11 protein-coding genes are annotated in these 13,597 nt (G+C 36.2%); 3 read left to right on the forward strand and 8 right to left on the reverse strand.

The window, feature by feature from the left end:
• Nucleotides 1-33 precede the first annotated feature (33 nt).
• A complete protein-coding gene (locus tag BUB12_RS06315; protein ID WP_072889209.1) occupies nt 34-951 on the forward strand; it encodes a DUF4349 domain-containing protein in 918 nt (305 codons plus the stop codon).
• A gap of 58 nt (nt 952-1,009) precedes the next feature.
• Complete coding sequence (locus BUB12_RS06320; protein ID WP_072889211.1) at nt 1,010-1,852, forward strand: dimethylarginine dimethylaminohydrolase family protein; 843 nt, start codon at nt 1,010-1,012, stop codon at nt 1,850-1,852.
• A 24-nt stretch (nt 1,853-1,876) separates the two neighbouring features.
• On the opposite strand, the gene uvsE is transcribed toward BUB12_RS06320, so the two are convergent.
• Complete coding sequence (gene uvsE, locus BUB12_RS06325; RefSeq protein WP_072889213.1) at nt 1,877-2,833, reverse strand: UV DNA damage repair endonuclease UvsE; 957 nt, start codon at nt 2,831-2,833, stop codon at nt 1,877-1,879.
• A 181-nt stretch (nt 2,834-3,014) separates the two neighbouring features.
• Here uvsE and BUB12_RS06330 point away from each other — a divergent pair, with 181 nt between their 5' ends.
• Complete coding sequence (locus tag BUB12_RS06330; protein ID WP_072889215.1) at nt 3,015-4,373, forward strand: LysM peptidoglycan-binding domain-containing protein; 1,359 nt, start codon at nt 3,015-3,017, stop codon at nt 4,371-4,373.
• A 292-nt stretch (nt 4,374-4,665) separates the two neighbouring features.
• Here BUB12_RS06330 and BUB12_RS06340 read toward each other — a convergent pair whose 3' ends face one another.
• From BUB12_RS06340 to BUB12_RS06370, 7 genes are all read right to left on the reverse strand, one after another.
• Entirely contained in the window at nt 4,666-6,933 is a 2,268-nt protein-coding gene (locus BUB12_RS06340) for a glycoside hydrolase family 65 protein (protein ID WP_072889219.1), read from the reverse strand.
• An 11-nt stretch (nt 6,934-6,944) separates the two neighbouring features.
• Complete coding sequence (gene pgmB, locus BUB12_RS06345; RefSeq protein WP_072889221.1) at nt 6,945-7,619, reverse strand: beta-phosphoglucomutase; 675 nt, start codon at nt 7,617-7,619, stop codon at nt 6,945-6,947.
• Between the two features lie 78 nt (nt 7,620-7,697).
• On the reverse strand, nt 7,698-9,386 hold the full coding sequence (locus BUB12_RS06350) for a glycoside hydrolase family 13 protein (protein WP_072889223.1): 1,689 nt from the start codon (nt 9,384-9,386) through the stop codon (nt 7,698-7,700).
• Nucleotides 9,387-9,475: 89 nt separating this feature from the next.
• On the reverse strand, nt 9,476-10,297 hold the full coding sequence (locus BUB12_RS06355) for a carbohydrate ABC transporter permease (RefSeq protein WP_200801028.1): 822 nt from the start codon (nt 10,295-10,297) through the stop codon (nt 9,476-9,478).
• Nucleotides 10,298-10,299: 2 nt separating this feature from the next.
• Entirely contained in the window at nt 10,300-11,160 is an 861-nt protein-coding gene (locus BUB12_RS06360) for a carbohydrate ABC transporter permease (RefSeq protein ID WP_200801029.1), read from the reverse strand.
• Between the two features lie 61 nt (nt 11,161-11,221).
• Entirely contained in the window at nt 11,222-12,460 is a 1,239-nt protein-coding gene (locus BUB12_RS06365) for an ABC transporter substrate-binding protein (protein WP_072889225.1), read from the reverse strand.
• 118 nt (nt 12,461-12,578) lie between these two features.
• A complete protein-coding gene (locus BUB12_RS06370; protein WP_072889227.1) occupies nt 12,579-13,583 on the reverse strand; it encodes a LacI family DNA-binding transcriptional regulator in 1,005 nt (334 codons plus the stop codon).
• Nucleotides 13,584-13,597 lie beyond the last annotated feature (14 nt).

The following is a 13,597-nucleotide window of genomic DNA, read 5'->3' on the forward strand; positions in this document are numbered from 1 at the left end:
CTAATATCTAAAGATAAAAAGAGGGTGTCAAAAATGAAAAAAGTCTTATTATTCCTGCTTGGCCTTAGTATTGCTATTTTTGCAGTCGCTTGCAGTAATGAATCAAAGGAAGAATCAGCTAATAATTCTGCTGCAGATTATGATAGGGGTGAAGAAGGAGAAGGTTATGGCTACGATCATTCTGGCGGATCAGATGATGAAGATGGTGAAGCTGCTGAAGAAGACCATTCTTTACCTGATGACAAACAAAGCGATAGGAAAATTATCTATACCGCTTATTTGGATATCGTCGTAAAAGATTATCAACAGTCTATAAATCAAATTCAAAACCAAGTAACCGATTATGGTGGCTATGTCGTAGAATCCAATACGAACCGAAACGATGAAAATGAAATGACAAGTGGCTCCATGACTGTTCGCATCCCTCAGGATCACTTTCAAAAATTTATTCAAATTGTAGAGGATGGCAGTTATAACGTATTAGAAAGTTCCACATCTGGTCAAGACGTCACAGAAGAATATGTCGATCTAGAATCTCGTCTGAAATCAAAGCGCGTTGTGGAGGAAAGACTACTTTCATTCATGGAAGAAGCAGAGAAAACGGAAGACTTACTTACTATTTCAAATGATCTAGCAAAGGTACAAGGGGAAATTGAAGAGATATTAGGAAGGATGAAGTATTTAGATAATCGAACAGATTTGGCAACGGTAACGATTCGTATTCAAGAAAATAATGTTAGTCTAACATCAATAAATGACGGTGACTTAAACACTTGGGACAAAACAAAACAACAGTTTTTAAAAAGCATCAACTCGATTATAACTTTCTTTTCAAGTCTATTTATTTTTATAGTAGGAAATTTACCTGTTTTAATAATCATAGCAATACTTGGTTTTATTACTATGAGAATCTTTAAACGGAAAAAGGGTCACAAGCATGGTGCAGATTAATTTTTCTTTCTATTGTGCATTCTAATGGTTATGAATAGCACAAGGAGGTTCATTAGGCATGCAACCACCAAAAGTATATTGCAAAAGTGAGTATGATATTCTTAAAAAAGTGATCCTTTGTGAACCACAATATTTAATTAATCGGCAAGTTCTACATGATCCAGAACTACAATATAAACATGTCAAGGAACATGTAGAACTTGCAGTAAAACAGCATCGTGAATTTGTTGATACGTTAAATAAATACGAAATAGAAACGATTATGCTCTCTCCAGATAAACATTACCCGGAACAGACCTACACTCGTGACATTGGTTTTACACTTGGGCCAACGATTTATATTGCAGAGATGGCTCAAGGTGTACGTAAGGGAGAAGAACACATTCTTAAATATTGGTTACATGAGAACCAAATTTCTTACTATAACTTAATTGGAGAACACATTGAAGGTGGAGATGTCATCATTGATCAAGATACCATATTTATTGGATTGAGTAGCCGTACTAATGAAGCTGCTATTGAGCACTTAAAGCAAATTTTAACCGGCCAATTCCATGTAAAAATGATTCCATTCAAAGATAAATTTCTACATTTAGATTGTGTTTTTAATGTTCTCTCACCAGAAGTTGCAATAATTTACTCAGAAGCATTATCAAATGAAGACATACAATTTTTGTCATCAAGATATGACTTAATTGAAGTACCTTACGAAGAACAGCATGCCCTTGCTACGAATGTTTTAAGTATTGGAAGTGGCAAAGTTCTTAGTTTACCAATGAATGAAACGGTAAATAAACAAATGCGTAAAAAAGGTTTTGAGATTATCGAAGTCGATATTTCTGAAATTGTAAAATCAGGTGGTTCGTTTAGATGTTGTACCCTTCCACTAGTAAGAGGTTGAGCAGGGCAGGTATTAATCCTGCCCTTATTTCATTTCAATTGCTCCCCCTTTAATGCGCTTAAAGCCTCGTACTTTTCCTATCTCCTCCACAAGCTTCAGGGCTGCTTTATCTTTTGCTTTTGCTTCAATCATAATGTCTGCTGATTTCCCGTAATTCTTTAGAGCTTTTATAAACGGCAAAGCAAAGTCCAAATCTACATAATCTGCATGGGCACGTATTAATTTCTCCGATTTAGGCGAAGACAAGTGAAATTTTGGAACTTTTCCTGTTCTATCCCATGTTGCAAAGATTCTAGGTAATAACTCCTCAAACGCCTCTTCCCCTGGATTTGCCCAATGATGGTGATAATCAAATACAATTGGGACATCATGACGTTCACATACTTCAAGTGTTTCGATGGCTGTATAGGTCTTATCATCATTCTCCAATGTTGTTTGCAACCGTATCTCTTTACTCATTTTTACAAAGTTCTCATCAAATCGATGGATTGCCTCTTCCTTATTTCCGTACGCTCCTCCAACATGGATATTTAAATTAGCGTCCTCTTGTAACCTCATCGCTTCTAGCATGTTGTAGTGGTATGTCATATCAATGATAGCGTTGGTTGTCACATGCTCCTGTGGACTAGTAAATAATGTGAATTGGTTCGGATGAAAACTTACACGCAAATTATGTTTATTCACAAGCGTTCCAATCTCTTGATAAAGTTCTTTAAACGGAGAAACATAGTCCCATTTCACTTCTGGGTGTGTAGCGAGTGGTGCAATAGAAGAAGACATCCGGTACAATTCAATGCCATGAGCAATATTGTAATGAAGCATCCGAATGGTATTTAATAAATTTTGTTCCGTCAGATAGTAAAGCTTTTCTTTTCTAGCATCGTGATCTTTTTTTTTCCAATTCGTGAATGTCATTGTTCTTGAAGGTGACGCTTCCCATAAGGACAATGCAGTTGAGACATATCCAAACCTGAGTATCATGTTCCAAACCACCTATTCTAATCGATGAAAGTAGTGTTTGTGAATACTACCTATTCATACAAAGTCCTTTCATTATTTTTCAAGAATATAGGCTATTTATACATGTTCGATATGGTATGAATTGTCATCGTAAAAAAGGACGATAAGGGGATTGTAAAGGATATAAGGAAGGTGAAAATAGGTGGAACCTTTTATTCATTACAAAATAAATGAAACTGCAAATGGTATTGAAGTCGTGCTATATATGGATGAGAATCTTACGGAGTTTTCGGATGAACTTGGAACTATACCCAAGGTCGATGAATCTACATTAGAAAAAAAAGCCGTTAATTTTGTCAAACGAAAATTTCCTTCATTAAAAGTAAAGTCTGTAAAAATTATGGCTGGTGCCATGCTTTTAACAACTTTAGGTATAGGAACAATAACAACATATGAAGTATCAGCAGCTGAAATTGAGCCTAGCACCTCACAAACTGTTTCTACCTCCTATACAGTTTCTGCTGGTGATACCCTTTATAGTATCGCTAAACAAAATGGCACTACAGTAGATGCCATTAAACAGTTAAATAATTTATCTTCGAATGTTTTACAAATTGGACAAACCTTAATGATTTCTACTGGGAGCATTACTACACCAATAACAATAACTCATCAAGTTGTCTCAGGGGATACATTGTATAGTATCGCCAATCAAAATGGCACTACAGTCGATGCTATTAAACAGGCTAATAATTTGTCTTCGAATGTCTTACAAATTGGGCAAACTTTAACGATCCCTTCTGGAAGTAGCACTGCACCTGTTCAAGCAAAAACAGCACACCAAGTTGCTGCTGGAGACACCTTGTACAGTATTGCTACACAAAATGGAACTACAGTGAATGCAATTAAACAAGCGAATAATTTGTCTTCAAATATCTTACAAATTGGACAAACTTTAACGATTCCTTCTGGAAGTAGCACTGCACCTGTTCAAGCAAAAACAACACACCAAGTTGCTGCTGGAGACACCTTGTATAGTATTGCTACACAAAATGGAACTACGGTGAATGCCATTAAGCAAGCGAATAATTTGTCTTCGAATATCTTACAAATTGGACAAACTTTAACAATCCCATCAGGAACAACAGCAGCCCCTACACCATCATACCAAACAAAGGAACAATCTGTGGTCAATCAAGAAGATGTCGAGTGGCTTGCCAAAATGATTTACAGTGAAGGTAGAGGAGAATCACTTGAGGGGCAGATTGCCATTGGTGCTGTTATTATGAACCGAGTAAACAGCCCGTTGTTTCCAAATGATGTTAAGGAAGTATTATTTGAGAAAAGTTATGGATATTATCAATTTACACCGGCAGAAACTGGTGTCATCCATTCAGCACAACCGAATGCGCAACATTTTGAAGCAGCCCAACGTGCAATAAATGGAGAGGATCCAACAAACGGAGCACTGTTTTTCTATAACCCAGATAAAACATCTAGCCCTTACCTAAAAAGTAGAACGGTATCCACAGTGATTGGAAACCATACATTTTCATTTTAGAGTAGGGGAATTTATGTAATATATTTGTTTTCTAAGCAGAAATCCGAACCATTCTACAATAAGAATAGGTTCGGATTTTTCAGGAGAAAAGTATGGTACATATACTGTAACCACTTCGTCTATTTTTAAAAATAAAAAGTTATATATACTAAAACCAGCGGAGGAAATACACGTAGACTCCTGCGGGAAGAAAGGCATAGGTGAGACCCCACAGGACGTTAGTCCGAGGAGGCTCACCAGCCGCCCGCGGAAAGCGAAGTGTATTTCTGTAGCGATAGTAAATATGTTACATTCATATAGAGATTTCATTTCTTACTTCTTTGCCTTTTTCTAATAGCAATGATTCTCCACTATGCTTAATCTCCAGAGAATCTCCTTCTATTAGCTGGTAGCTCACATTATTTTCTTCTAAATGAATTTTAATCAATCGATCTTGGTAGTTTAAATGGAATTGTAGTGATTTCCATTCTTTCGGAAGTTTTGGATCGAGATATAGTCCACTTTCTTTTACGCGTAATCCAGCAAAACCATAGACAATCGCCATCCATGTACCACCCATATTCGCCATATGAAGACCATCTCTTGTATTACCGTGTGTATTATCTATATCTAATCGAGCCGTTTTATTAAAGTAATCATATGCTTTTTCTTGATATCCAATTTTGGAAGCCATAATACTAAACACACAATAGGATAAGGAAGAATCATGAGTAGTGATACTCTCATAGTAATCATACGACTTCTTAATCGTATCCAGATCAGATTCATCTTCCAATAAGAAGTTAGCCAAAACGGTATCAGCCTGTTTACATACTTGATATCGGTACAACGTTAAAGGATGATAATTTAATAGTAATGGAAATTCCTCTTTTGGTGTGTTCTCTAAATCCCAACGTTTCTTTTGTAAAAAGCTATCATCTTGAGCGTGGATTAAATGGTTTTCATCATATGGTAAATACATCTGTTCTCCAGCTTTTTCCCACTCATCCACTTCCTCAGTTGTTAATCCAATTTTCTCTGACAATGATTCAAGTCCACCTGATTCGTTCAACTTACGATATACTTTAGCTGCCCATAGTAAATTATGTTTAGCCATGACATTCGTATAGTAATTATTATTAACGACACAAGTATATTCATCTGGTCCAGTGACATCATCAATTCTAAATTGACCGTCCATAAAATGTCCTGTATCCACCCATAAACGAGCAGTCTCAAAGAGTACTTCAGCCATGTAGTCCTTTAAAAATTGCTCATCTTTAGTAGTCAAATAATATTGGATATAACTATAAGCAATATCGGCACTAATATGATATTGAGCCGTACCAGCTGGGAAGTATGCCGAACTTTCTTGCCCAGTAATCGTTCGCCATGGGAATAGTGCCCCTTTTGTATGTCCCATTTCACGGGCACGTTGTCTAGCACTATCTAAGATGGAATAGCGATGTAACAGTAAATTCTTTGCAATCTCGGGATTTGTCATTAAGAATACAGGGAAAATATAAATTTCGGTATCCCAGAAATAATGCCCTTCATAACCTTCTCCTGAAAGTCCTTTTGCTGCAATATTACTTCTTGGATCCTTCCCGACAGACTGTAGTAGATGGAATAAATTAAAACGTATTCCCTCTTGTAATTCCTGGTCTCCATCAATCACAATATCAGATGTAGCCCAGAAATTATTTAAATACTGCTGTTGTTCTTCTAATAATGAATCAAAACTCATTGCCTTAAGTTCATTCAGTATAGAAAGACCTGCTTTCGTCACATCTTCTCCATGCCTCAATGAGTCAGTGTACACATTTAATTTCGTAAATTGAAGTGCATCACCATTTATCAAATAGGTTTCTGATACCAAACCATCGTTTACATGACTCTCATACGTATGATCGGCATCTACCGTAGTTTTCGAAGCACACGCTACTTTAAGTTCTGTTGCGTACGTTTGGTTTTTAACAATACTAGTCTTTTCTTCACTTCTAGCATCAATGACATGTAGACGCTTTGCATGACCAGATGCAACCCTCGGATCATTTTTATCCACAAAGTTCGTAACATCCCCATTAACTGTGGAAACAATTTTTACTTCTGACTCTTGAAGTGGTTCCACCTTCACATCAATTGCTAGGACTTCCCTACGTACAAAAGAAATTAATCTTCTAAAATGAAGTTTTGCTTCCTTACCAGTTTTTGACTTCCAATGAATGATACGTTCAGCAAAGCCTTTATCCATATGTAAGTGACGTTCAAAGTTCACCACTTCTCCATCAAATAAACTAAATCGTTCCCCATCAATATAGATTTCCACCGTCTGGGCATCTATTACATTGACGAGTTTTTGTTGTTTATCAGGAAAAGCGTGAAGTTTTTCACCATAGGATATTTCCGTTTCATCGTGAAATGCATTAATGTATGTTCCTCGGATCGATTTGAATTCCTCATTATAACCTTCTTCAAAATTACCTCTCACGCCTAAATATCCATTTCCTAAAGACAAAAGACTTTCATTAATTAATAATTGCTCATTATCTAATTGTGATTTCGTTATTTTCCACGTCATAAACGACACTCCTAATTTCTAGCTTGACGAAACGCTTCGATAATTTTATTAAAATCTAATCCTGTTGTATCTTCTACTACCATATCAGCAGCAGCTAACACTTCTTTATCTCCTACTCCTACTGAAAACATAGATGCAGCGTTAATGGCTTGTACACCAGATGCAGCATCTTCAACCCCTATACACTCTGAATAGTCAACGGATAAGAAATCAGCTGCAGTTGTAAAAATCTCAGGATCTGGTTTTCCATTAGAAAGCTTTGCTGGATCTACAATATATCGGAAGTAATCCGATAATTGGAGTTGTTCTAAAATCATTGGAGCATTTTTACTAGCGGAGGCAAGTGCAATTTCGATTTTGTTCGATTTAATCGTATCAAGAAAGTCCTTGATACCTGGCAAAATATGTTCTGGAGTGATGGCTTGCATTAGTTGTTTGTAATGCTCATTTTTCTTGGTTGCTAATCCTTCTTTTTCCTCTGCTGCTAATGATTGGTAACTAGAGTCAAGTGCTAGAATTCGATCCAATGAATCCATACGACTAATACCTTTTAACTGTTCATTAAATTCTCGATCTATATGTATCCCTAACTCCTCAGCTAGTTGTTTCCACGCTTGATAATGGAATTCTGCAGTATCGGTAATTACTCCATCCAAGTCAAAAATAAATGCTTTTGGATTAGTCATCAATCTCAAACCTTTCTTAGTAAATAGGAGTCTCAGCTAGTCTGTTCTTAAAAGCTAGCTGAGACCTTTATTTAGTGATTATTTTCCTTTGTATACTCTTGCTTCATATGGTTTTAATGTAAATGAATTATAATCTTCTACTCCACCATTTTGAGGATAGTTACTGATTAGCAACTCATCTGCTTCAAATGATACATCAGAAGGAAGGTCAAACTTCACTTCTTCTTCACTGAAGTTCGTTAACACAAGTAACTTTTCTCCTTCATACGTACGTGTATACGCGTAGATTTGTTCATGTTCATCTAGGATAAGGTCATAATCACCATATACGATGATTGGATGTGTTTTACGAAGTTGAATTAACTCGCGATAATAGTGATAAATTGAATTTTCATCATTAACTGCTTGCTCTGCATTCACTTCTTTATAATTTGGATTGACTTTAATCCAAGGTTCTCCAGTAGTGAAACCAGCATTTTCTGTCGCATCCCATTGAACTGGTGTACGCGCATTATCGCGCCCTTTCACATAGATGGATTCCATCACTTTATCCGGATCTTCATTACCTTCAATTACTTTTTCTTTATACATATTTAGAATTTCAATATCTTTATATTCATCAATAGAATCAAACTTGATGTTCGTCATACCGATTTCTTCACCTTGGAAAACGTATGGTGTACCTTGCAACATGTGCAAGAAAGTACCTAACATTTTCGCAGTTTCCACACGATATTCCTTATCATTTCCAAAACGAGACACCATTCTTGGTTGGTCATGGTTATTTAAATATAGACTATTCCAGCCGACACCTTGCAGGCCTTTTTGCCATCTAGTAATACTTGCTTTTAAATCTCTTAAATCTAAAGGTTTTAAATCCCATTTTCCGTTCGGTCCAGAGTCTAGATCCATATGTTCGAATTGGAATACCATTTGAAGCTCTTTACGCTCTGGGTCAGTGTATTTCTTCGCCTCTTCGACATCAACACCCGGCATTTCACCAACTGTCATCACGTCATAATTGGATATCACTTCTTCATTCATTTCACGTAAAAACTCATGAATTCGTGGTCCATTCATGAAATACTTTCCGCCACCAACATATTTCTTACCCTCTGGATTCGGTGCATCAGGTAAACCAGGAACCTTCGAGATAAAGTTGATAACATCCATTCGGAAACCATCAACGCCTTTATCTAACCACCACTTCATCATGTCATAGATTTCTTGACGAAGCTTCGGATTTTCCCAGTTTAAATCTGGTTGCTTTCTACTGAAAATATGTAAAAAGTATTCATCTGTATTTTCATCATATTCCCAAGCAGGCCCACTAAATGTAGATTCCCAGTTATTTGGTTCTTTCCCATCTTTACCTGGTCTCCATATGTAGTAGTCGCGATATGGATTATCTTTTGATTTTCTTGATTCTTTGAACCATTCGTGTTCATCGGATGAATGGTTAACAACAAGGTCCATGATAAGCTTTAAATCACGCTTATGCATTTCTTCTAATAGTTCTTCCCAGTCTTCCATCGTACCGAATTCATCCATGATTGCTTTATAATCAGCAATATCATAGCCATTATCGTCATTTGGTGATTTATATACTGGCGATAACCAAATCACATTAATACCTAGATTTTTTAAATAATCTAGTTTTTCAGTAATCCCTTTAATATCACCAATTCCATCTCCGTTACTATCATTGAAGCTTCTTGGATAAATTTGATATACAATACTTTCTTTCCACCATGCTTTATGTGTCATACTGTATTTCCTCCCATTTTGCTAAAGAAACACATCGTCCCCCCGAAAAAATCGAACCTACGTGTGTTTCTCTACGTTTTATACTGCTATTATTTAATCGAGCCTCTCATTACTCCACCGATAATCCATTTTTGAGCGAAGATATAGATGATAATCATTGGTAACATTGCCATTAAGTAAGATGCAAAGGCAAGGTTATAGTCTGTACTAAATTGTCCTTGGAATGCATATTGAACGAGTGGCAGTGTATATTGACTCGAATCACTTAATATAACTAGCGGCAGCATGAAGTCATTCCAAGCTGCTAGTGCTGTAAGAATTGCAACAGTTGCATGCATTGGCTTCATTAGAGGAAAGATTACTTTCCAGAACACTTGCCATGTGCTAGCACCGTCAATAATTGCTGCTTCCTCTAATTCTTTTGGTACTGTCTTTACGAATCCAACGTAAATAAATACGTTAAATGCTAATTGCATCACAGCGTTTAAAATGACTAGGCCGACTAAATTGTCCATTCCCCATGTTGCCGTTTGTTTAACTAGTGGTAACATGATGATAGGAAATGGAATGAACATCGCACTAATGAAATAAAGATACAGGAACTTATAGAATTTTTTGTGTAAGTTTCTAGCAATGGCATAAGCCACTAAAGAATGACTGATTAAAACTAAAGCCACTGTAAAGATCGTTACAAACACACTATTTCCTAACGCCTGAAAGAAATTTGTCATTTCAATCGCATCAATGAAATTTTGGAATGACCAAGATTGTGGTAGTGCTAACAGATTCCCTGCCATCTCTTGTGGTGTTTTAAATGCGATTGTAATCGTTAAATACAAAGGGAATAAAATAAAGATTGCCCCTAAAATCAATAAGATTGTAACCTTCCAATTCGTTCGACTTCCTATCATCGTTATTTCACCTCTCTTCGTTCAAGTACACGTAATTGAATAATGGATATTGCAACAATTACGATGAAATAAATTACTGCGTTCGCTGATTGATAGGCGAATTCTCCACCTTGGAATCCACCACGGTAAATTAATAAGGAAATGGATTCAGTTACTTGTCCAGGTCCACCACCAGTTAATGCAACAATTTGGTCGAATGCCATTAAGAAGTTCTTCATAGCAACAACCATGTTAATAGTAAAGAACGGAGCAACTAATGGGAATGTTATTTTCCAGAATTTTGCCCAAGAACCTGCACCATCAATATTAGCAGCCTCATAAACTTGATCATCGATTGTAGAAAGTCCCGCTAAGTATAATAGTGTATTAAATGCTGCTGATTGCCATACAGCAACGAACACAATTCCTAACCACGCCATATCTGGATTTCCTAAAATATTGGTTGATAGGAATTCAATATTAAGCGCTTGTCCCAATTGGGGTAAAAGATGAGTAAATGCAAATTTGAAGATGTAACCTACAATCAACACACTTAAAATATAAGGTAAAAAGTAGGTTGCTCTTAGTGTTTTACGTAGTTTGATATTGGAATTAAGACCAATTGCAATCAACAAACTAATGATGTTAACAAGAACTGTTGATACGATTGCAAATTGAAATGTAAAGCCGTATGCACTTAAAGCACGGCTATCTTGAAATACATTAAGATAATTTTTTAATCCTACGAAATCCCAAATTCCATACCCTTTATAGTCCGTAAAACTATAAAATATCCCTTGTAACGTTGGATATGTATGAAAGGTGAAAAACAGAAGAAAAGCAGGAATAACCATTATCAGAAAAGTATGCTTTCTTTTCACCATGACGAAACTCTCTCCTTTAGAAATAAGTAGGGGCATCTACAATGAGAAGCCCCTATTTACATTATCTATTAATTACTTTATCCCATTCGGAATCTAATGTTTGTAGTGCAGCTTCTTTATCTTTTTTAATTAAGAAGTCTTGAACTAAGTTCTCTGCTCCCATCCCAGCTGGGTAGTAGTGGTCAACGAAGCTTGTTAACGTACCTTCTTCAAAATTAACACGGATTCCTTCAAATACTGGGTCTTCTTGGAATACGCCTTCAACTGCTGAGAACGCTTTTTGTTCATCAATATATTGTTGTGCTGTCTCTTGACTAATCAAGAATTCAATAAATGTCAATGCTTCTTCTTTATGCGGAGTTGTTTCACTTACAGTAAGAGCAACATCAACACCTGAAACAAGATTGTTTTCTTCTGTTTGATTATGTGATGGAAGAGCAAAAGTTCCTAGTTCGACATCAGGGTTCGCTTTTAAAATTTCTGGGATCGCCCAGTTCCCTTGGATATAGAAAACACCCTCTCCATTTGCAAATGCATTATTACCGTCACCATATCCAACACTAAAGTTATCTCCTTGTCCATACTCCATTAATTCCAACATCTTATCAGCAACTTCATCATATTCTTCTTGGAAAGAAGCTTCGTTGTTATTTTTTCTTTCAGCAAAGTCATCTGCTACTAGGTTTCCTGCAACACCATTCCAAATCGGCATTGCTGTCCATGCTTCTTGAAGCGTGAAGTATAGAGGAATTTCACCAGCTCCTTGTGCTGTTTCTAAAGCTGCGATAAATTCATCCCAATTTGTTGGAATATCAATATTTAATTCTTCTACTTTTTGCTTATTGTAAATAACTGTGTTGGCATTTGTTGCATATGGAAGTGCATATACTCCATCATTTTCTGGTCCAACTAATTGTCCAAGCATATCTACATAAGAAGATTGTACGTTACTTAACGCATCAGAATCCGTGAAATCATGAAATACACCTGCTCTAGCTAACTCACCAAATGTTGCGTTACCGCCAATTGACATAATGTCAGGTAAGTCATCTTTTGTTAAGCGAGTTTTTAGCACTGTTTCCGCTTCTGGTGGAGCTTCTAACTTTATATTAATATCTGGGTTTTGACTTTCAAATTCTTCAATTAGACCTTTATAAGTATCAATGCTTTCCGACTTATTAGAGAAAAGTTCTAATGTAACTTTTCCATCTTTAGAACCACTATCATCTCCTCCACAACCGGCAAGAAGTAACGCAGAACCTAATGTTATTGCTGCTAATCCTTTTGTAAATTTATTCATCGTATAATACCTCCATTTTTTATATCTCTTATTATATTGGTTGTTTAAAAATATCATATGCATACTCTAAACAACGTAAACGTTTACGTAAAAAGCATAAGAAGAAATATTACTCTCTTCAAATTTTCCTAACACTATCTCTTTCTACAATTGCATGTGGGAAAATACGACTTTCTACTGTTTTATTGTTATTGATGATATCAAATACCATTTCAGTTGCCTTTTCTCCCATTTGTTTTAGGGGTTGGGCAACAGTAGTTAGTGGTGGAATACTCATTTCAGCCAAACTTAAATTATCATATCCTATGATCGATAATTGTTCTGGAACTTTGATCCCCATTTGATAAGCTACAGATATGACTCCTAATGCTATTTCATCACTTGCTGCAAATACAGCTGTCACTTCAGGGAACTGTTCGATTAGCTTCCTAAATCCATCCACACCATCTTCAAAACCAAACCCATGTCCAGAGACAATTTGCTTATCTGTACAAGAGAGATTATGTTTTTCCATTGCTTGTAAATATCCATCGATTCTAGGCTGACCAGCAACCATATCTTCTTTGTTTCCACCAATCATGCCTATATTTTTATGACCATTTTTTATTAAATAATCCGTTGCAGAATAGGCAGCATGTTGGTCATCCACTCTTACATACGGGACTGGATGATCATAAGAAATCGTTGACAACAATACAATTGGAATTTCCATTTTTTTCACAAATTGATAGTAATCTTCTGTTAATAGTTCACTCGCAAAAATAATCCCATCAATTTGCTTTTCCTTAAGTAATTGTAAATATTGCATCGTTTTTTTACCATTGGATTCCGTATGACAAATGATTGCGCTTGACCCATTCTGATGGGTAATGTTTTCAATCCCACTGACAAACTCCGTCATAAGCATGCTCGATAGTTTAGGCACCAATACACCGATGGTATGACTACGTTTACTAATTAGCCCACGAGCAATTCCATTCGGATGATAGCCTAATTCCTCTATGACTTGCATCACTTTTTTCTTCGTTTCTTCAGAATAACCCGGCTTATCATTTAGAATCCGGGAAACCGTTGCAATTGAAACATTAGCCTTCTTAGCAACGTCCTTAATTGTAATAGTCATATCTTTTACTCCTC

The organism is Ornithinibacillus halophilus, from assembly GCF_900129485.1.
GTDB lineage: Bacteria > Bacillota > Bacilli > Bacillales > Amphibacillaceae > Ornithinibacillus > Ornithinibacillus halophilus.